This window comes from Rhizobium sp. BR 315 (assembly GCF_050577975.1).
GTDB lineage: Bacteria > Pseudomonadota > Alphaproteobacteria > Rhizobiales > Rhizobiaceae > Rhizobium > Rhizobium miluonense.
Map to the genome: position 1 here is coordinate 39,416 of NZ_JARWKZ010000031.1, position 19,276 is coordinate 58,691.

A 19,276-nucleotide genomic window follows, 5' to 3' on the forward strand; every position below is an offset into this window, starting at 1 on the left:
CAGCCAGCGGACACTCCTGTCCATCGAAATAATTTGGCCGTGCCTAACCGAGATTTATCCGGCAAAGTGTGCCAGCAGGATCACCAGAACCGCGCCTGCAAGCCCACCGATGAATATCACGCGTTGCCATCGTCGCTTTAGGATGATCTCGCCTTGACGGACATCATCGGCCGGGAAGGTACGCGGTTTCTCTTTGTCTGCGTCATCATGGTCATTTCTGCTCATTGCAACCATCCAACGAACGCCGGGTTTCGGCGGCCTTTCAACTCGTGTCGGCGCGACCGGCACTGTGGCATGCCGATCGTAGCCTATGACTGGTAGGTGCCTGTGAGGCTCGCCTCCGCCAGCATGTGTTTCTTCACCTTCTGCCACATTGCTTCCGCCCCGACGGCGTCAGGAAGCGTCACCCTTGGCACATCGAGGGCGGCAAGGCGGAAGATGTAGCGATGCGGAGGATCACCGCTTGGCGGCTGCGGACCGTCATAGCGGGCGTTTCCGAAATCGTTCTTGTAGAAGCGCAGCGCCTTCTCCTGCATCGTGTCGACGCTTTCCGCCAGGGCTTCCCACTGCGCGGGAATGTTGGCGATGCCGCAATGATGGAACGTGCCGCTGGGCGCATCCGGATCCTCGACGACCAGAGCAAAGCTCTGGGTCTTCGCAGGAGCGCCACCCCAAGCAAGGGGCGGGAACATATTCTCACCGTCCAGCGCATATTTGCTTGGTATCGGCTCGTCTTCAGCAAAGGCCTTGCTGATCAACGTCAAAGTCATCAGATCCTCCTTTCTGTCGTGGATTAATGTGTTTGTGAAGTTGGGAACATAAGGTGCAACCCGTCAGCACCATTATTGTTCCCCGCGGCCAACATTCGCTCCCACCCGCGGTTCGAAACGCCCACGAAGCAGGAGAAGACATGACGGATGAACGGTTCGAGTGGATAAGCAAGCGGGCCTATGCCATTTGGGAGGCGGCCGGACGACCCTCGGGACGCAGCCAGCATCACTGGGAACAGGCGGCCAAAGAGCGTGAGATCATGGAGCGGACGCGAGCGTCCGTCGACGGCGAAGAGATACTTGCGAAGCTTCGGAAAAAGGTCGCAGTGAGCCAAGCTGAAGATAATGCGTCGGACATCGAGAGCGACCAACACCCCAACGGCCGCCGTCTCGGATGAATTCCGTCCGCTATCCCCTCGCCTGCCTCCATCGCGCGGTACAAGGAACATAGCAAGATGCGACCGCCGGCCATTCTTCTTACCAACGGCCGGCGGTCGGTCTCATCTCAGCTCTCAGCGGGATGCCTGCATCCTTACGGTGTGGGCAGCTGCAGGATCTCGTCGGCAGGCTCTTCGCGCAGAACACGCAGCTCGTACCAAAGCGCGTTCAAAATACCCATGGAAGCCGCTAGCCCCAGCCCAAGAACCCATGCGAAATACCACATATTATCTCTTCCTTTCCTAGTTCAGTAAGCTGAATGCCCGGCCTTCTCGACGCTCTTCTCGCTGACCTTGCCCCATAGAACCCGGTAAACCCAGGCGGTGTAGAGAAGGATGAGCGGCATGAATATGGCGGTTGCCAGAAGCATGTTGCGCAGCGTCGCGCGGCTGGACGATGCGTCAAAGACGGTCAACGAGTGGCTGGGATTGGTGCTCGACGGCAGTATGACCGGGAACATTGCCAGGCCGACCGTCGCGATGATCATCGCGACCGAAAGCTTCGATGCGATGAAGGTCAAGCCCTCGCGGCGGGTGCGGAAACCCAATGCCACGAAGAAGGGGCCGATGACACCGATGGCGGGTACGAGCCAGAGAATGGGATGAGCCTCGAAATTGGCAAGCCAGGCACCGCCATCATGCGCGACGCTTTTCAGAAGCGGGTTTGAAGGGCCATCCCATTTGATGGTCGAAGTAACGCGGTAGCCGCCGAGCAGCCCGAGCCAGACCAGCACGCCGCCTCCGGCAAAGAGCAGACCGGCAACGAATGCTGCCTTGGATCCAATTGCCTTCGCACGCTCGGCGACGATGCCCTCGGCCTTAAAGGCGAGCCAGGCCGCACCGTGCATGACCAGCATCGACAGGGAAACCAGACCGCAATACAGCGCGAGCGGATTGAGCAGCCCGAAAAGAGTGCCTTCGTAGATCGGACGCAGATCCGAGGTGAAATGGAACGGCACACCCTGAAGCGCATTGCCGACGGCAACGCCGAAGATCAGAGATGGAACGGCGCCGCCGACGAAAAGTGCCCAGTCCCACCGGGCCCGCCATGCCTTCTCCGGTCTCTTTGAGCGGTATTTAAAGGCGACGGGTCGCAGGATGAGGGCCAGCAGCACCAGAAACATCGCAAGATAGAAGCCCGAAAAGCTCAGCGCATAGAGCGCGGGCCATGCTGCGAAAATGGCGCCGCCGCCCAGGATGAACCAGACTTGGTTGCCCTCCCAGACCGGGCCTACCGTGTTGATGGCGACCCGGCGCTCGAGGTCGGTCTTTGCGACGAAGGGCAATAGCGTCCCTACGCCCATGTCGAAGCCGTCCATGACGGCAAATCCGATGAGCAGCACACCGAGCAGGATCCACCAGGTGACGCGCAGCGTTTCATAGCTGAGAAGAAATTCGATCATTGACTTGGTCCTTTTCGGGAATGGGCTATTCGCCCGGCTGCATCGCCGGTTTCGCTTCCATGAGCGGAGCCGAAGGCTTGCCTGTGATCATGTCGGCTATATCAGGACCCTTGTGGATGGCCGCCAGCATCAGCCGAACTTCGATGACGGCGAGCACGCCATAGACCAGGGTAAAGCCCGCAATACTGAGGATGAGGTTGTAGATGCCGAGTTCCGACGTGGCGAGGAAGGTCGGCAGCACACCGTCGATGATCCAGGGCTGGCGACCGAATTCGGCGACGAACCATCCAAGCTCGATCGCAATCCACGGCAACGGCATGGCAAGCACAGCCAGGCTGAACAGCCAGCGCGGAGCGCCTTTTTCCCGCATCGTGTACCAGAGGGAGGTAACGAAGAGGACAAGCAGGGCAAAGCCGCACGCCACCATGATGCGGAACGAGAAGAAGAGCCAGGGAACCTGCGGCACCGAGGACCAGGCGGCATCCTTGATCTGCTGATCGCTCGCAGTGCGCGGATCTTCGACATATTGCTTCAGAAGGAGCGCATAACCGAGATCCTGGGACTTCGCCTCGAACGTCGTCCGTGCTGCCGCGTCGTTCAGATTCACCTTCAGCTTCTCAAGCGCGTCATAGGCGCCCAAGCCGTTGCGCACACGCTCTTCGGCCTTCGCCACCAGCTGGTCGATGCCGGGAATTTCCTTGTCGATCGATCGGGTACCGATCAGGCCCATGACCCAGGGAATATGGACGGCATAATGGGTCTTGCGGTCCGCAAGGCTTGGAATTCCGACGGCCGTGAAGGATGCCGGTGCGGGCTCCGTCTCCCACATGGCTTCGATGGCCGCGAGCTTCATCTTCTGGTTATCGGTCAAAGCGTAGCCGCTTTCGTCACCCAGCACGATCACCGAAAGGGACGAGGCGACGCCGAAGGCGGCCGCAATCACAAAGGAGCGCTTTGCGAGCGCGACATGCCGATTGCGCAGCATATACCAGGCGGAAATACCAAGGACGAAAACCGCGCCGCAGACGTAGCCGGCCGAAACCGTGTGGACGAACTTCGCCTGGGCGACGGGATTGAACAAGACCGCCATGAAGTCGGTCACTTCCATGCGCATCGTGTCGGGATTGAAGGCCGAACCGACTGGGTTCTGCATCCATCCGTTGGCAATCAGAATCCAGAGCGCCGAGAAGTTCGTACCCAGTGCCATCAGCCAGGTGACGGTCATATGGGCGCGTGGCGAAAGTCGATCCCAGCCGAAGAAGAACAGACCTACGAAGGTCGCCTCCAGAAAGAAGGCCATCAAGCCTTCGATCGCCAGCGGTGCACCGAAGACGTCGCCGACATAGTGAGAATAATAGGCCCAGTTCATGCCGAACTGGAACTCCATCGTAATGCCCGTCGCAACGCCGAGCGCGAAGTTGATGCCGAAGAGCACGCCCCAGAATTTCGTCATGTCGCGCCAGATGGTTCGCCGCGTCATGACGTAGACGGTCTCCATCATCGCGATCATGATGGAGAGGCCGAGTGTCAGGGGTACGAACAGGAAGTGGTATAGCGCCGTCAGGGCGAACTGAAGCCGGGATAGGTCGACGAGAAGTGGGTCGAACATGGGAGGATCCTTTCTTTGTCGATATCTGTTAGCGCGAGCGATCCTTGGGCGAGTTGATCTAGATCAATCGCAAAGCAATCGATCGATGCCAAAAGAGCTGCATGAACAAAGACAAGGCATCGACCACTAACCCAGAATGCGTCCGCAGCGGCGACAAAATCGACGCGCTCGCGCTTGCGCGCGACGGCGCGAAAACCAGCTTGCGGGCAGTGTTTGCGGTCCAGGTCGCGCGCTTAGTTCTGCGGCTGGGCTTCTCGGCAACGGCCGCCATGGTCGCTGGCCGGCTGGTAATGGACCTAGGGGTGGATCCCTGGCTACCGATCCTTGCGATCGGCCTTCTCGCTTGCTCCTCTATCGCGGGATTGCTCGGCGACAGGATGCAGGCGCGCGCCGAAACCACGATCGCGACGGGGTTGCGCGATGTCGCAAGAACAAGCCTGAACGCTATGTCGCCGCGACAATTGAACCTGCTGCCCATCGGGACGCTGGTCGTAGCCATGCAGCGCTACCCTGAAGCCGTGGCCTCCCTGGTCATTGGCCACCGCATGGCCTCCATGATGATGGGAATCGGTCCGATGGTGGCCGCAGCCATGCTCTTGCTCGTCTCCTGGCAGGCTGCGGTCCTCGTCATCTGTCTGACGCCGGTCATGATTTTGTTCTTTGCATTGGTGGGCGATGCAATCCGGAGCCGCGCGGTAGTTCAGGAACGGGCCTTCGGCCGTCTTGCGGGGCAATTTGCCGATCGCATACGCGCGCTGCCGACTATTCTGGCCAATCACGCCCTTGCCGAGGAGGAGAGAAAGCTCTCCGCCCGCCTCGAGACCTATGCGCGCGAGACGATGGGCGTTCTCGGCATTGCATTCATCAATGCCGGCATCATCGACTTTTTCGCGTCGCTGTCGATCGCCTTGCTCGCGGTCTTTCTTGGCCTTGGGCACCTCAAATTGATGATGATCCCAGGCTTTTCCGATCTCGCGCTCTGGCAGAGCCTATTCATCCTGATGATCGCGCCGGAGTATTTCGCGCCTTTCAGGCGTTTCTCCGAACAATATCATGCCAAGGCGGAAGGTCTGGCTGCAGCGAATGCGCTTGACCGGCTGCTCAATGCCGATGTTCCAGAGACGGTTACCATTGCCGCGCTTGACCGACCTCTCTCGCCGCTTCCCGAACACGGCCTTGTTGCAATCACCGGTCCCAGCGGCTGCGGCAAGTCGACCCTGCTGCGCCGGCTTGCTCGATTAGAACCGGAGGCAAATCCCGGAGCGATGATTTCCGGGGATATGGCATGGGTTTCGACCGACAGCTTTGTCGGCGGACACACCCTTCGCGAGGCGATCTGCTGGAAGCTACCGCCTGTATCGCCGCAGAGGCTGTTCGATGCCGCAAACGCGGTGGGCCTCCTTGAAGATGCACTTCTACCCGGTGGTCTTGATGCACTGCTTAGCCGCGGCGGGAGCAACCTTTCAGGCGGCCAGAGACTTCGCGTCTCAGTCGCCCGCGCCCTCCTGTCGGGGAAGACGGTTGTCGCAGACGAACCTACGGCCAAGCTCGACGCAACAACATCTGCACTCGTTCGGCAGGCGCTTCTCAGCATAGCGCGCTCACGGCTGGTCGTCGTTGCCACGCATGACAGGGAGTTGGCGGGCGTCGCAAGACTGACGATCGACCTTTCAAACAACAAAAATATCGAGGTGGCGGCATGATGAGCGAACCCCTCTCCGCGAATAAAAAGCACTGGCGCCGGGCGACACTCCTGAGCTGTTGCGCCCTTTGTTGCGGCATCCTGCTGGGAGGCGTCTCCGCCTGGTTCCTGGGCGCCGTCGCGACCGCCGGACTGACGGCGGCGGCTGCCACCTTCAACTTCCATGTTCCTTCGGCGTTCATCCGTCTATTCGCCATCGGGCGCACGGCCGCGCGCTATGGCGAGCGCCTCATCGGCCACAAGGCTGCTCTTGGTGATCAGGTACGTCGCCGGGTGGATCTGTTTGCATCCATGGCGGCGGCACCCGCCGTCCGCAGTGCCGGCTGGCAGCTTGGAGACGAGGCCCGCCTTGCCGATTATCTCGATGATGTTGACGATGTCGACTATGCGTGTCTGCGCGCCCGTCTTCCGCTACTGACGATGGCAGCCGGCCTTGCGGCACTCCTTGTTTGTTCCGCCATCATCGCGCCATTGTCACTGTTGTCCATTGCGGCCATGGTATTGGTCGGCGCCGTGATTGGCCGCAGACTGGCAAAGGTCGGCGCAGTCGTCTGGACGAAGATGCGATTGCAACGACGAGATGGCGCCGAACGACTGGGAGCCGCCATGGCTTCCACCATCTCCTTGAGGGCCGAACGCTTTTGGGATGAAGAGTGTCGATCGGCCATGGATGCTTTCTCCGAGGCCGACGACTTAGTGTTCGCCTTACGCCGCCTCCAATCGGGATCTGATGCGCTTGCTTCCCTTGCCGGCCCGATTGCAGGCATCAGCGTCGTGGCCGCCGCCTGGTTGGCCGGCGACCGCGGTGAGATGATGCTGCTGCCTATCGCGCTTGGATTTGCATGGCTGGCACTTGGCGAATCCATGAACGGAGCCTCGCGAATTCTGATCGCCAATCTGCGGCGGGACGCCGCCTGGGCCGAGATCAGCCAGTGAAAAAGAGATGCGGCCCCCCCGCCAGTCTGTTCAAGGCGCGAAACGCCGCTCGAACTTCGGCACCGGCATCTCCAACGTATTTCCCCATCGGGTGCTCCGATCGGCATTCAGCCGATTGCACTCTGCTTGAGACCTGGATTTCCAACGGTCCTGGTCGGCACCAGCGGCAGCGGCAAGTCGAGCCTCCTGAAGCAGATCGCGGGCTGGATCGGTGAAGACGCCTTCGAGGGAACCGAAGCAGGCTTGTCGGCGCCACAGCGGCGGGCCCTGACGACCCTTGTCCTTCACGATGCGGCAATTCTCGATGACACTGTCAGAGGTAATCTCTTCGATCCCGAAGGCAGTGACACGATGATGTGGCAGGCGCTTGCGGCCGTCGAGCTCGACGAGCGCATCCGTAGTGCCGGCGGCCTCGATGCATGGATAAGGCAAGATATGCTCTCGCTCGGCGAGGCGCAGCGGCTCAATCTGGCCCGCGCTTTCCTGACGCATACGCCGGTCGTTTTGCTCGACGAACCGACCGAGCATCTCGACACGGCACAAGGCCAGCGAATCCTCGCTCGCCTTGCCGATCACTTGAGCAACCGCATTGTCGTGATCTCGACCCATCGCCCGATCTGGCTCCACGACAGCACCATCCTGGAATTGTGAACATGACAGCAGTCCCCACCCACCGTCTGATCGAAGCGAAGGTTCCGCGTTATACCAGCTATCCCACGGCACCGCATTTCCATGACGGCGTCACCTCAAGGATGGTCGCAGGCTGGATCGGCGCACTCGCTGCCGATGAGGCGATTTCCCTCTACCTGCATATTCCCTTCTGCGATCGGCTATGCTGGTTCTGTGCCTGTCATACGAAGCAGACTTTGCGGTATGGGCCTGTCAGCGATTATCTTGCGACCCTCCATAGCGAAATCATCTTGCTCGGCCGACACCTTTCCGGCCGAGGTATCGTGCGCGCAATCCATCTTGGCGGCGGGTCGCCGACCATGATCAGGCCTGACGATCTGCAAAGCCTGTTTCAGCAGCTGCATGCCAACCTCACCATTGCAGCGGATGCAAGCGTCAGCGTCGAGATCGACCCGAACGACATGGACGAGGCACTGCTGGATGCTTTGGCCAGGGTTGGAACGACGCGGGCAAGCCTCGGTATTCAGGATTTCGATCCCCGCGTTCAGAAGGCGATCAACCGTGAGCAAGGTTTTGAGATAACGCGCGATATCGTCGACGGATTGAGGGCCCGCGGGGTCGGTTCTGTCAATCTCGACCTGCTCTACGGCTTGCCGTTTCAGACGGTCGCAACGCTTGGCAAGACTATCGACCTATCGCTGTCGTTACGGCCGGATCGCGTCGCGATTTTCGGTTATGCTCATGTGCCCTGGTTCAAGAAGCATCAGACGATGATCGACGAGGCAGCCCTCCCCGATCCTGATTCGAGGCTCGAGCAGGCGCAGAGTGCCGCAGCGCTGATCAGGAAGGCCGGTTATCAACCAATCGGCATCGATCACTTCGCCTTGCCGACGGACAGCCTAGCGATAGCGGCGCGCAAAGGCCGTCTGACGAGAAACTTTCAAGGCTATACGGACGACCCTTGCGAAACGCTCATTGGTCTTGGTCCTTCGTCGATCAGCCGATTTCGCGAAGGCTACGCGCAAAACACTCCCTCGACCGGTGAATATAGCCGTCTGATCGAAGCGGGCAGTCTTGCTATTGCCCGCGGGCTTTCGCTCTCTGAGGACGATAGACTGCGCGGCTGGGTCATCGAGCGCTTGATGTGCGACTTTGGCTTTTCCAGCATCGCCTTGCGCAACACGTTCGGCGAGAGCGCCGAGCCAATTCTGCGCGAGGCGGCCATGCTTGCACAGGTATCGCCGCATTTCGTCGCTGACGATGGCGGCTTCTCCATCAAACGGGAGAGCCGCCTGTTCGCGAGGTCTATCGCAGCCCACTTCGATACGTACCTGAATACGGAGAAGGCACGGCATTCGGCGGCAATTTAGTGTCTTTCTATCGCCGCCATTCGGCGCCAACCGAAGATTGCTGCTGTTGTTTGAGTTAGCTAACTCGATGGCGGGGGGTGCTCAGCGTCTAGTCGAGAAGATCTCGAAGCCGCTGTGCCAGCTCGCGGGCCGTATAGGGCTTCTTCAGCCAGGTTCCGGACTGCGCGAGTTCTCGCCCGGCGATGGTTGGTTCCGCGTAGCCGGAGGTGAAGAGAATCTTGATTTCCGGCCTCGATGCGCGGACGGCGTTGGCAAGCTCGTCACCAGTCATGCCGCCGGGCATGACGATATCGGTAAACAGCAATGCGACATCCTGGTTCTCGTCCAGCCGGTCGAGCGCGTCCTTGCCATTGGCCGCCTCGACGACTTGATAGCCGGCATCGACAAGCCTGGATACCGCGACCCGGCGCACGCGCGGATCATCCTCGACGACGAGAATTTTCTCCGACCCGCGGGGAATGGTCTGATGGGCAGGATCGCCTAGTGGACTATCGCCGACGTCGGCATCTTGTCGTTGCGCGGCTGGGAGGAAAACGCGCACGCTCGTCCCCTGACCTATCTCGCTGTAGAGCTGGACATGGCCGCCGGACTGCCTGGCAAAGCCATAGACCATGGAGAGGCCAAGGCCGGTGCCGGCACCAAGGCCTTTCGTGGTGAAGAAAGGTTCAAAAGCGCGCTGCTTCGTGTCTGCCGACATGCCGTGGCCAGTGTCCGTCACCGCAATCAGGACGAATTCACCCGTGCGAACCTGCGGATACATCTGTGCATAGTCGACATCGAGATGAACACGCGAAATCTCGATCGAGAGCTTGCCGCCACGATCCATGGCATCGCGCGCATTGAGAACGAGGTTCAGCAGTGCATTCTGCAATTGCGACGCATCGACCAGCGCATTGTTTGCCGATCCGGAAACGATCGTACGAAACTCGACCGTCTCGCCCAGCGTCCGCCGCAGGAGATCGGAAAAGCCCGAAACGAGCTGGCCGACATCCACGAGTTTCGGATTAAGCGGTTGACGGCGCCCGAAGGCAAGCAGCTGTCCCGTCAGCTTTGCCCCGTCTTCAGCGGCGTCCTGTGCCTCGCGCAACAGCGGACGGAGCTTTTCGTCATGAAGCTTGTTCTCGATCATTTCGAGGTTGCCGCTGATGACCGTGAGTAGGTTGTTGAAGTCATGCGCCAGGCCCCCGGTCAGTTGCCCGATCGCTTCCATCTTCTGCGCCTGCCGCAGTTCTTCCTCGATCTTATGCCGGCTCGTCAGATCACGGATGAAACCGGTGAAGATGCGCCCGCCCTTGGTGATCGCCTCGCCGACGGCAAGTTCCATGGGAAACAGCGACCCATCCTTGCGCTGCCCCGTAACCACCCGCCCGTAGCCGATGATGCGGCGCTCTCCAGTTGTCAGATAACGCGAGATATAGCCGTCATGCGCAGCGCGATCGGGCTGCGGCATCAGCATCCTCACGTTTTTGCCGCACACCTCCGCAGCCGCATAGCCGAACAGCTTTTCCGCCGCGGCACTGAAGGACGAAATCGTCCCGACATCGTCGATGACGACCATGGATTCCGGCACGGTATCGAGAATCGAGCGCAGATGCGCCTCCCTCTCCGCAAGATCGTCCTGAGCTCTCTTCATGTCGCTCACATCATTGTTCGTCTGAATGATCAGCGTCTTGCCGCCAGCATCCGGTGCAACGCGCGCCCAACGTGTCGCAACAAAGAGTGAGCGGCCGTCTTTCCCGCGATGCACGACCTCGCCTTCCCACGCACCATCACGCCGGACGATGTTGCGGATTTCCTCGAGCGGCCTGGGGAAACGGGTCGACAGGAGCTCGTGAACAACTTGTCCAATGGCTTCCTCCGGCGACCAGCCGTAGAGAGCCTGGCAGCCGCCCGTCCAGTGGCTGATGATCCCGTCCAAGCCATGTACGATCAAATTGACTCCGTCGAGCAGGCGGGTGATTTCGTCCACTTTGTTTCCACCCAAAACGTTACTGACGGTCTTGCTGCTCATTGGCTCTCTTCATCTGCACCTAGAGCATTTTCGCTTTTCTTCGAATCGCGAAGGCACTCCATTTTTCTGTTTTCACACATTCCGGACGGAAAACCGCTGCGCACTTTTCCTGGAATTACTCTAGTGGTGATTACCCGAAGCGTAAGAGATTTGGCTACGCTCGTCGCCATAATATTCATCGTCGCCGGAAAGTTGGGCGAGCACACCATGCTTCATGACCCGCACCGCGTGGCGGCCGATCGAACAGATGATCCCTCGTTGGGTCAGCTTGGTCATCGTTCTGGAGACGGTCTCGATCGTCAGACCGAGATAATCTGCAATGTCGAGCCTCGTCATCGGCAATTCGACAATGGCGATGTTCCCTCGAAGACCCGGCCCGCGCTGCACTTGCCTGAGCAGGAAAGTGCACAGCCGCTCCTCCGCATTCTTTCGCGACAGCAGCACCATCTGATCCTGAGCGGCAGCCATTTCGTCACAAAGGCGCGAGAATACCTCGGGCCGCAAGTCGGGGCACCTGGCAACCTCAGCCTCGAATGTCTTGCGCGAGAAGCGACGGATACGGGTGTCGACGATCGCCTCGGCGCTATAGAGATAATGGCTTTTCAAGGAAACGCCGACGATGTCGCCGGCGTGCAAGAAGCCGGTGATGACGCGGCGTCCATCGGAAATGATCTTGAAGATGCGCAGGCTGCCCTCGACCACCTCGAAAAGGTGCTTTGCCGGATCGCCTTCGAAGAAGAGGGACTGGCCGGCGGCCAGACACTCGACGGGCTGCTTTCTGAAAAGTGCCTGCAGGCTGTCCGGCTCGGCGCCGAACAGCGCCGGGTTCGTGACTTCCTTGAGATGATGAACATTATTCGTCTGCAGCATGACCGTTCCTCTGAGCTGTCGATGGGAACAGATGACCTGTCGCAGGTGACACCAGGATGTTGCGCGTGTTAAAAACGGTGCTGTTTGGTAACAGTCTGTAACAACGGCGGTTTAGTACATTGATCGAATCGACGATGGCGGCGCTCCACCATCACGCGCATATCCTCGTCGTGGACGACGACCCCCGCATTCGCCAGATGTTGACGCGCTATTTCGAGGATGAAGGCTACATCGTTTCTTCCGCCGCGGACGGGAACGAGATGCGGGTGTGCATGCGCGCGCAAAACTTCGACGCCATTCTACTCGATCTCGTCCTTCCGGGCGGCACGGACGGACTTGATCTTGCCCGCGAAATTCGCGCCCAGTCGGACGTGCCGATCATGATGCTCACAGGCCGTGATGATGTCGTCGACCGGATAGTCGGGTTGGAAGTCGGCGCTGACGACTACATCGCCAAGCCGTTTCACCTTCGTGAGGTCCACGCCCGCCTCAAATCGATCCTGCGCCGACGCCAGGCTCCCGCGCGGGTTTCGGAGCCGAGCGCCGAGGAGATCATCGGTTTCGAGGGATGGAGGCTGAACATTAGCCGACGTCAGGTACTGGACCCTGAGGGACAAGAGGTCGAATTGACGACGGGCGAATACGAAATGCTGACGGCATTCGTTCGCAATGCAGGACGCGTCCTCACGCGTGAAGTGCTCATGGATCTCACCAGAGGGCGCAACCTTGAAGCCTTTGATCGCACGATCGATGCCCAGATCGTGCGGCTGCGTCGCAAGATCGAAACGGATCCCAAGAAGCCGCAATTCATCAAGGCGGTGCGCGGGGTTGGCTATGTCTTCACCGCGAAGCTGGATCGAACAGCGCCTGCCGTCTGACTACGTCGGCCGGACTCCAAAAATCTATGCCCGTCAGCGGCGCCCGCTTTGATCGTAATCAAAGTGAAATCCCGCCGGAGCTCTATCCTCACGGCCAGTCGCCGGATCTCATCGGCAACGTCACCTTGAAGGAGTAAGCTCGACATGCTTGTCCACGCGATCATGACATCCCCTGCCATAGCCGTTCGCCCCGAAACTTCCATCACGGATGCCGCCCAGACGATGCTTGACAATCATGTCAGCGGTCTTCCTGTGGTTGATGCGGAAGGCAAGCTGGTTGGTATCGTCAGCGAAGGCGACTTTATCAGGCGCAGCGAATTGCACACCGAACGCAAACGCTCGTGGCTGCTCGAGCTACTCACCAGTCCGGGAACGCTCGCTGCTGAATATGTATCGACTCACGGCCGCACGGTCGAAGACGTCATGACCTCCGATGTGGTCGCGGTAACCACCACAACCGGCTTGCAGGACGTGGTCGAGCTTATGGAAAAGCACCATGTCAAACGCCTTCCCGTTGTCTCGCACGGCAAGCTCGTCGGCATCATCTCCCGATCGGATCTTCTAAAAGCTCTTGTCAATGCCCTTCCAACGCCGGTAACCGATAGCAGGGATCAGGAGATCGCAGCGGCGATCATAAATGAGCTTGCCTCGCAGGATTGGAGCCGGCGCGGCTCCATCCGCGTCAAGGTGGTCGACGGCGTCGCCGAGCTCTCAGGGAGCATCATGGATGAAAGAGAGCGCCAGGCGGCAAAGGTTGCTGCCGAAAATGTCTCCGGCGTGCGTGCGGTCTTCGACAATCTGGTTTATATCGATCCCTATATCGGCGTTGGCATAGTCTAAGCGATTTCGCTTGGCACAAGACGGCGGCGCCCAACCCCACGGCGTCGCCCGTCCAGGCCTCGCCCGATGCCGGGTGCGCAGCTTTGTCTCGATGTCGTGTGTTCTCCTCGACGTCGTGGCCTTGTGTCGGGCGAGGCAGGAATTCACGCGAGATGGCGCTGGAAGCCACTGCAAGATGCAGCACCGACGGCCGCACAAATCCGGTCTTCACGATAAAAGCTTAGATCTTATGACGCCGAGCGATCAGCATTGCTCGTTGACGACGTTCCATCGAACTTGCAAAACCTGCGGAAGCGGCGGGCCAGGATTGGCTGGCCAGCCTCGTCACAGCCCGAAGGCCTAGCGCGCCATCAGAATTGGCAGGTTGGTTTGCTGCAACATGGCACGAGTAACACCTCCGAAAATTCTCTCCCGCACTCGAGAGTGACCGTAGCAACCCATAACGACCAGATCGGCATCCACATCGCCGGCGTGTTGCAGCAAGACATCATTGATGGGGCGCGAGCCGCTTGCCACGACGTCGACAGATACGTTGATCCCGTGACGAGCAAGGTAAGCCGCTATATCGGCGCCCGGCTCTTCGCCCTGAAGCCCCGAAAGGGCAACCGGATCAACCATGGTGACGTGCACACGCTCGGCCTTCTTCAAGACATTGATCGCCTGATGAACCGCGCGGCCGGCTTCATGGCTGGAATCCCAGGCTATCAGCGCTGTCTTTGACGGCCAGACGAGGGGGGCGCCTTTTGGAACCATCAGAGCCGGCGTCGGAGAGTGAAACAGCGCTCCGTCGACGGCAAATCCTCTGAGGTCCTCGTCCGACGTCATCTCGCTGCCGATCAAGGTGATGTCGGCATATAGCGCGCGTTGCCCAAGCAAGTCAGGCGCCCAGGGAAAATCGCAGAAGAACTCCTGGACCTCATGCGATATGCCGCTGGCGGCGAGTTCTGCCTTGACGGAAGCAACCCTTTCGCCGAGTTGCGTCAATTCCCGCTCCCGCTCGTTGATCCAGATACTGGCCGTGGAATCCCCATAGCCGCTGTAAGGGGGCATCGCGCCGAAGCCGAGGACGAGCAGCACCAGGTGAGCGTTCGCCGTTTCGCAAAATGAAATCGCAGTCCGCAAGTCTTCGCGGCCATGCCTTGAAGACATGACACTCAGAACCGTTTCGTAAGACATTGATGTGGTCTCCTTGTCGCCGATGATTGCGGCCCAAACCTACGCCGCCGCCTCACCGCGACATTGATCAGCGTCAAGAACATCATTCCGCGATCTGCAAACATGCGTTGACGGATACGTCGCGCGTTCATCGAAGAATTTGACACCGATCAATGTCGAGTTGGCCAATCCGTCGAAAGATCGGGACATCCTCAACAGCCGCCATCGATCGGAGCGAATGCCATGCAGGCGAAAGACATCATGACAAAGAAGATCATATCGATCGACGGATGCGCCAGTATTCGCCACGCAATCCAGCTAATGCTCGAGAATGAGATCAGCGGCCTCCCGGTGCTCGATCAGCTGGGAGGTGTCTGCGGCATGTTGACGGAGGGCGACCTTCTGGCGCGCTGCGAAATCGACTCCCTGAGCCAATCTTGCGCGGAGGTCGCAAAGGTCGACGGTACACTGCTGAACTATATCAAGAGCAAGGCTTGGCGTGTCAGCGACGTCATGACGCCGAACATCATTGCCGTGACGCCGGATACACCGATTTCCATCGCAGCTAAGCTGATGGCATCTCACCGCATCAAACGCGTTCTCGTGCTCGACAATGGTGAACTGGTTGGCTTGATCAGCCGACGTGATCTCCTGCGCGCCATAGCGTATGTGCCGCCGGACACCATCGCGCCGGGCGATGAGGCTCTCAAGCTGGCTGTCATTACGCGCCTGAGAACCGAACTGGGGCTCACGAGCCATCAGGTTCAAATCGCCGTGCACAATGCCCGGGTTTGCATAACCGGGAACATCGATTCCGAATTGCAGCGCCAGGCAATCAGAGTGCTGATCGAACGCATCAGCGGCACGTGCGGCTATGTCGATGAATTGCATCTTGCGCCGCAGATTGCCTGAACGGCGACCATGGGGCCACGGCCGGTCGGCGGGCTGGCTATACAAACGAAATCCTATGCAAACTAAGGAGAAAGTCATGTCCGAACAGAAATGGAATCTTGTCACGCGAGAGGGATTGCAGGTCTCGGTACGACCGGCCGGTATTGATGACGAGACGCTTCTGATGGAGCTCTTCGATCATGTCAGTCCGCAAGATCTTCGTTTTCGTTTCCTCTCGGCGATTAAACATGCTTCGCGCCAGCAGATTGCCGAACTGATCGGCGTCGGCCACGGCGCCGTGCAAAGCTATATCGCCTTTGCGCGGAACACCACGACGCCGATCGCGACGGCCGTCCTTGCCTGCGATGGCGAAAAGAGGCGAGCCGAAACCGCCATTTCCGTGCGCAGCGACTTCAAGGGCCACGGCCTCGGCTGGGGGCTTCTGGGCTTGATGGTGCAGGAAGCTAAGCGTCACGGGATGGAAAAGATCGAGTCCATTGAAGACAGAAGCAATTATGACGCTGTAGAACTCGAACAGAATATGGGCTTCAAAATCAAGCCTTACCCTGATGATCCTAGCCTGTTGCTGCTATCGAAGTCACTCGTCGCATGAGGAGCTCGCTGCGCCGCCATATCGGATCGATGCTGGCGGCTGCTGGCAAGCCGGCGCGGTAGGCCCGAAGGCGCGGATCAACCGAGATCATGCTTCTATTCTAAAAGTTTCCACACTCTCGGCGTCGCGCCTGCAGCCAATTCAAGAGAGACATAAAATCCTCTGCATCGGCCCTGGTGAGCCGGATCAACTGAAGATCCATGATCGACGCTTGCTCGCCGGTCAGCGTGTTGTAGACCGCCCATGTCCTCTGTGAATCACGGAGAACGCGATAGAAGCCGTCGGCGTCCGCTTTGGTCAAAAATCCTACTCCAGGATAGATTACCAACCCTTCGAATTGATCAGATGGACTTGGCCATTGGCATTGATCTGGTCTGCGATGGTCAGGCTGCCGGCCGCCGGCCGGTCCATCGGCAGCGACTGCGCCAGTATCGCCATTGAAGCCAGATGCACAGCAATTCGGGTTCTGTGGAAAGGTGCCATCCGCAAGGCACGTCGGGTCATTATGATTCTACCTGTTCATTCGCCACGCCGGGCCGATCGGTCAGCGCGTCCGCTCCAGACCGATCGCTACGCCTCCGCTTGCAGCTAACATTAAGACGGGTTCGACCCTTTGTCTCCGTCCATTTTTGACAAGTGGCGTGATGGGCATTCGCGGCACATCATAGGCTGTGGGCAACCGGCGGGCCGAATGCCTATCAAGCAGGCATTTGCTCCGAACTCCACGGCGAGGAGAACTCGAACGCCCCGCATTTTCAATGCGTTCCATAGTGGCACGCCAATTGCTTGTGCCAAAGAGTTCGAGAGAGGGATATCAGGTGGCATCATTTCTGCCGTTTTTATGCATAGCCATCGGCTTCAGCTGGGCAGATTGCGCGTCCGTCTTCACGGTAAACCCCGAGACGTCGCGAGCCCGGCTCGCGCTGATGACGGCGTCGACAAGCATCTTCCTGTGTGCGATCGGCCTCTCCTTCGCTAACCACAGTCTCGCCGCCGGTTCGGCATTGGTGGCATGCGGATTGGCGATCGCTCTGGCGCTGGGGAGAAATCTGTCTTCACCCGTGGCCCTGCTGATATCTACCGTCGGTTTCGCGGTTTATCTGCATGGCGTCATCGATTGAAGGTGGCGATGGTTCATTCCGAGCTAACAATTCTGGTCATCGATGAAAACGTCATTCGCGCCTCGATCATCGAGGAAGGGTTGCGTGACGCCGGGCATGGCAATGTCACCGTCATTCACGAAGTCAACGGCGTCGCCCGTATTATCGAGGCGTTGAAGCCGGATGTGATTGTTATCGATATTGAAAATCCGAACCGTGACATGATGGAGCACCTCTTCCAGCTCACGCGGACCGTCGGCAGACCGATCGCCATGTTTGTCGATCGGTCGGACACCGCACAGATCGAGGCCGCCATGGACGCGGGCGTTTCGGCATATGTGGTGGATGGCTTGAAGAAGGAGCGCGTCAAATCCATTCTGGACATGGCTGTGAGCCGCTTCAATGCCTTCTCCCGTCTTCAAAGAGAACTTGCCGAGGCCAAGTCTGCCCTGGAGGAACGCAAGATCATCGAGCGGGCAAAGGGCATTCTGATGAAAATGCGCGGTCTGTCGGAGGAGGATGCTTTTGCCCTGCTGCGCCAAACCGCCATGAACGAAAAGAAAAAGATATCCGAAATCGCCCAAAGCGTGGTGACCGCAGCCGGGCTGCTGATGTGACCGCAACATCGGTAGAAAGGCGGAAACGAAAGATGACAATAATCGAACGATTCAGCGGCAGGCTAGCAGCCCCCGTCCGCGTCAACGGCAAAGAGCAAAAGGTCTTGCGTGCCGGTTTCATCCCGCTGGTCGATGCGTCGGTCCTTATCGCCGCAGCCGAGTTTGGCTTTGCTGCAAAGGAAGGGCTGACGCTCGAACTGGCCAAGGATGTCTCCTGGGCCAATGTGCGCGACCGGCTGGCTTTTCGCCAGTTCGACATCGCCCACATGCTGTCGCCGATGCCGGTGGCTTCAATGCTTGGCCTTGGCTCCAATCCTTCATCGACGATAACGCCCTTTTCGCTTGGTCGCGGCGGCAGTGCGATCACCCTCTCGGTTAGGCTGTTCGATCGCATGCGCGGCTATGCAGACCTTGCGGAAAGGGCCAGTGCGCTCGAAAACTCCAGAGCTCTGGCAAAAGTGCTTGTGCACATGAGAGAGCGCGGCGAAACGCCACCGACCTTCGGCATGACCTACCCGTTTTCCTCCCACAATTACGAGTTTCGCTATTGGCTTGCGGCAGGTGGGATCGATCCCGACCGCGATGTGAAACTCGTCGTCGTGCCGCCGCCACTGACCTCCGATGCGCTCGCAGCCGGCGCCATCGATGGCTTCTGCGTCGGAGCACCTTGGAACATGGTCGCATCCGAACGCGGCGTCGGCCGCATCGTAGCAGCCAAGCAGGACATATGGCCCTCAGCTCCGGAAAAGGTGATCGGCATGCGCCCGGAATGGGCCGAGAGCCATCCCGAAACCGTTTCGCGGCTCATCGTCGCCCTGGACGCGGCAGCGCGCTGGTGCGACCGGGCGGAAAATCACGACAGCCTTGCCGAAGCGCTCGCCGATCAGCGCTATATCGCAGCTCCCGCCCACATTATCCGCCATGTCCTGGCCGGCGAATTCAACCTGGACGCCAGGGGCAATCGGCGGGTGATCGACCGATATTTCTCTTTTCATGGCGGCTTTGCCAACTATCCGCGTCCGAGCCAGGCCCTGTGGATCTTCAGCCAGATGGTACGCTGGGGGCAGATCGCCCTATCCGAGCAGAACATGAAAATGGCAGCCTCGGCCTATCGTCCGGATCTCTACCGGCTGGCGCTTGGCGACGATGCCTCGCCTGATGATGCCGATATCCGTATAGAGGGCGATACGGACGGTGATCGCTTCATGGACGATCAGGTTTTCGATCCCGCAAACATGGCCGCCTACATCGGTGGGTTCGCCGTGAAGACGGCAAATGCGGCGCAGCCTTCGGCCGAGGATATTTAGCGCCCGGGTGCAGATCAGTCGAACCCCGGCACTGCCGCCTGCTCCTGCTTCTCGGCTGGCTGCAACCAGATCGTCGCGGTTGCGTCTCCAAGCCAGCGACGGGTAATCATCGACGGAGCCAGTCTGGGCGGTGCCGA

At 59.3% G+C, this 19,276-nt stretch carries 22 protein-coding genes; 12 read left to right on the forward strand and 10 right to left on the reverse strand.

All coding sequences use genetic code 11. The features are described from left to right. Window positions 1–54: 54 nt before the first annotated feature. A complete protein-coding gene (locus QD409_RS23955) occupies window positions 55–225 on the reverse strand; it encodes a hypothetical protein (protein ID WP_167668035.1) in 171 nt (56 codons plus the stop codon). Between the two features lie 83 nt (window positions 226–308). Further along, the gene (locus QD409_RS23960; protein WP_092852815.1) at window positions 309–770 is read right to left on the reverse strand and encodes a YbhB/YbcL family Raf kinase inhibitor-like protein; all 462 of its coding nucleotides are present in this window, start codon (window positions 768–770) and stop codon (window positions 309–311) included. A gap of 140 nt (window positions 771–910) precedes the next feature. Here QD409_RS23960 and QD409_RS23965 point away from each other — a divergent pair, with 140 nt between their 5' ends. Beyond that, entirely contained in the window at window positions 911–1,168 is a 258-nt protein-coding gene (locus QD409_RS23965) for a DUF2934 domain-containing protein (RefSeq protein WP_092852817.1), read from the forward strand. Window positions 1,169–1,302: 134 nt separating this feature from the next. Here QD409_RS23965 and cydX read toward each other — a convergent pair whose 3' ends face one another. The 3 genes from cydX to QD409_RS23980 are packed head-to-tail and all read right to left on the reverse strand — an operon-like array spanning window position 1,303 to window position 4,219. After that, the gene (gene cydX, locus QD409_RS23970) at window positions 1,303–1,434 is read right to left on the reverse strand and encodes a cytochrome bd-I oxidase subunit CydX (protein WP_092852819.1); all 132 of its coding nucleotides are present in this window, start codon (window positions 1,432–1,434) and stop codon (window positions 1,303–1,305) included. Between the two features lie 21 nt (window positions 1,435–1,455). Then, window positions 1,456–2,610, reverse strand: a complete 1,155-nt coding sequence (gene cydB / locus QD409_RS23975; RefSeq protein ID WP_430763841.1) for a cytochrome d ubiquinol oxidase subunit II — start codon at window positions 2,608–2,610, stop codon at window positions 1,456–1,458. Between the two features lie 25 nt (window positions 2,611–2,635). Further along, on the reverse strand, window positions 2,636–4,219 hold the full coding sequence (locus tag QD409_RS23980; protein ID WP_430763842.1) for a cytochrome ubiquinol oxidase subunit I: 1,584 nt from the start codon (window positions 4,217–4,219) through the stop codon (window positions 2,636–2,638). Between the two features lie 101 nt (window positions 4,220–4,320). On the opposite strand from QD409_RS23980, the gene QD409_RS23985 reads away from it, so the two are divergent. The 4 genes from QD409_RS23985 to hemN all read left to right on the forward strand — a co-directional run bounded on the left by QD409_RS23985 (window position 4,321) and on the right by hemN (window position 8,857). Beyond that, a complete protein-coding gene (locus QD409_RS23985; RefSeq protein WP_430763843.1) occupies window positions 4,321–5,922 on the forward strand; it encodes an ATP-binding cassette domain-containing protein in 1,602 nt (533 codons plus the stop codon). After that, on the forward strand, window positions 5,922–6,857 hold the full coding sequence (locus QD409_RS23990; protein ID WP_430763844.1) for a hypothetical protein: 936 nt from the start codon (window positions 5,922–5,924) through the stop codon (window positions 6,855–6,857). The genes QD409_RS23985 and QD409_RS23990 overlap by 1 nt, the downstream gene beginning before the upstream one ends. A 114-nt stretch (window positions 6,858–6,971) precedes the next feature. After that, on the forward strand, window positions 6,972–7,508 hold the full coding sequence (locus tag QD409_RS23995) for an ATP-binding cassette domain-containing protein (protein WP_430763865.1): 537 nt from the start codon (window positions 6,972–6,974) through the stop codon (window positions 7,506–7,508). A gap of 2 nt (window positions 7,509–7,510) precedes the next feature. Continuing rightward, on the forward strand, window positions 7,511–8,857 hold the full coding sequence (gene hemN / locus QD409_RS24000) for an oxygen-independent coproporphyrinogen III oxidase (RefSeq protein ID WP_430763845.1): 1,347 nt from the start codon (window positions 7,511–7,513) through the stop codon (window positions 8,855–8,857). An 88-nt stretch (window positions 8,858–8,945) separates the two neighbouring features. On the opposite strand, the gene QD409_RS24005 is transcribed toward hemN, so the two are convergent. Both QD409_RS24005 and QD409_RS24010 read right to left on the reverse strand, forming a co-directional pair. Continuing rightward, window positions 8,946–10,868: a PAS domain S-box protein gene (locus QD409_RS24005; RefSeq protein WP_430763846.1), complete on the reverse strand. Its 1,923-nt coding sequence runs from the start codon at window positions 10,866–10,868 to the stop codon at window positions 8,946–8,948. A gap of 120 nt (window positions 10,869–10,988) precedes the next feature. Continuing rightward, entirely contained in the window at window positions 10,989–11,738 is a 750-nt protein-coding gene (locus QD409_RS24010) for a Crp/Fnr family transcriptional regulator (protein ID WP_430763847.1), read from the reverse strand. A 134-nt stretch (window positions 11,739–11,872) separates the two neighbouring features. Here QD409_RS24010 and QD409_RS24015 point away from each other — a divergent pair, with 134 nt between their 5' ends. Both QD409_RS24015 and QD409_RS24020 read left to right on the forward strand, forming a co-directional pair. Next, on the forward strand, window positions 11,873–12,616 hold the full coding sequence (locus tag QD409_RS24015) for a response regulator (RefSeq protein WP_430763866.1): 744 nt from the start codon (window positions 11,873–11,875) through the stop codon (window positions 12,614–12,616). A 144-nt stretch (window positions 12,617–12,760) separates the two neighbouring features. Further along, window positions 12,761–13,456, forward strand: coding sequence for a CBS domain-containing protein (locus QD409_RS24020; RefSeq protein ID WP_430763848.1), 696 nt, complete (start codon window positions 12,761–12,763; stop codon window positions 13,454–13,456). Window positions 13,457–13,795: 339 nt separating this feature from the next. Here QD409_RS24020 and QD409_RS24025 read toward each other — a convergent pair whose 3' ends face one another. Then, a complete protein-coding gene (locus QD409_RS24025; protein ID WP_430763849.1) occupies window positions 13,796–14,632 on the reverse strand; it encodes a universal stress protein in 837 nt (278 codons plus the stop codon). Between the two features lie 240 nt (window positions 14,633–14,872). On the opposite strand from QD409_RS24025, the gene QD409_RS24030 reads away from it, so the two are divergent. Next, window positions 14,873–15,523 (forward strand): CBS domain-containing protein, encoded by a 651-nt coding sequence (locus QD409_RS24030; RefSeq protein ID WP_430763850.1) that lies wholly within the window; start codon window positions 14,873–14,875, stop codon window positions 15,521–15,523. Between the two features lie 76 nt (window positions 15,524–15,599). Then, the gene (locus QD409_RS24035) at window positions 15,600–16,115 is read left to right on the forward strand and encodes a GNAT family N-acetyltransferase (RefSeq protein WP_430763851.1); all 516 of its coding nucleotides are present in this window, start codon (window positions 15,600–15,602) and stop codon (window positions 16,113–16,115) included. Between the two features lie 100 nt (window positions 16,116–16,215). Here QD409_RS24035 and QD409_RS24040 read toward each other — a convergent pair whose 3' ends face one another. Then, window positions 16,216–16,416: a hypothetical protein gene (locus tag QD409_RS24040; RefSeq protein ID WP_430763852.1), complete on the reverse strand. Its 201-nt coding sequence runs from the start codon at window positions 16,414–16,416 to the stop codon at window positions 16,216–16,218. Between the two features lie 20 nt (window positions 16,417–16,436). After that, window positions 16,437–16,619: a hypothetical protein gene (locus QD409_RS24045; RefSeq protein ID WP_430763853.1), complete on the reverse strand. Its 183-nt coding sequence runs from the start codon at window positions 16,617–16,619 to the stop codon at window positions 16,437–16,439. A gap of 314 nt (window positions 16,620–16,933) precedes the next feature. Between QD409_RS24045 and QD409_RS24050 the strand changes: the two genes are divergently transcribed. From QD409_RS24050 to QD409_RS24060, 3 genes are read left to right on the forward strand one after another with little or no spacing between them, the layout of a single operon-like run. Next, the gene (locus QD409_RS24050; protein ID WP_430763854.1) at window positions 16,934–17,236 is read left to right on the forward strand and encodes a hypothetical protein; all 303 of its coding nucleotides are present in this window, start codon (window positions 16,934–16,936) and stop codon (window positions 17,234–17,236) included. 8 nt (window positions 17,237–17,244) lie between these two features. Continuing rightward, window positions 17,245–17,832, forward strand: a complete 588-nt coding sequence (locus QD409_RS24055) for an ANTAR domain-containing response regulator (RefSeq protein WP_430763855.1) — start codon at window positions 17,245–17,247, stop codon at window positions 17,830–17,832. A 32-nt stretch (window positions 17,833–17,864) separates the two neighbouring features. Next, the gene (locus QD409_RS24060; protein WP_430763856.1) at window positions 17,865–19,139 is read left to right on the forward strand and encodes a CmpA/NrtA family ABC transporter substrate-binding protein; all 1,275 of its coding nucleotides are present in this window, start codon (window positions 17,865–17,867) and stop codon (window positions 19,137–19,139) included. Window positions 19,140–19,276 lie beyond the last annotated feature (137 nt).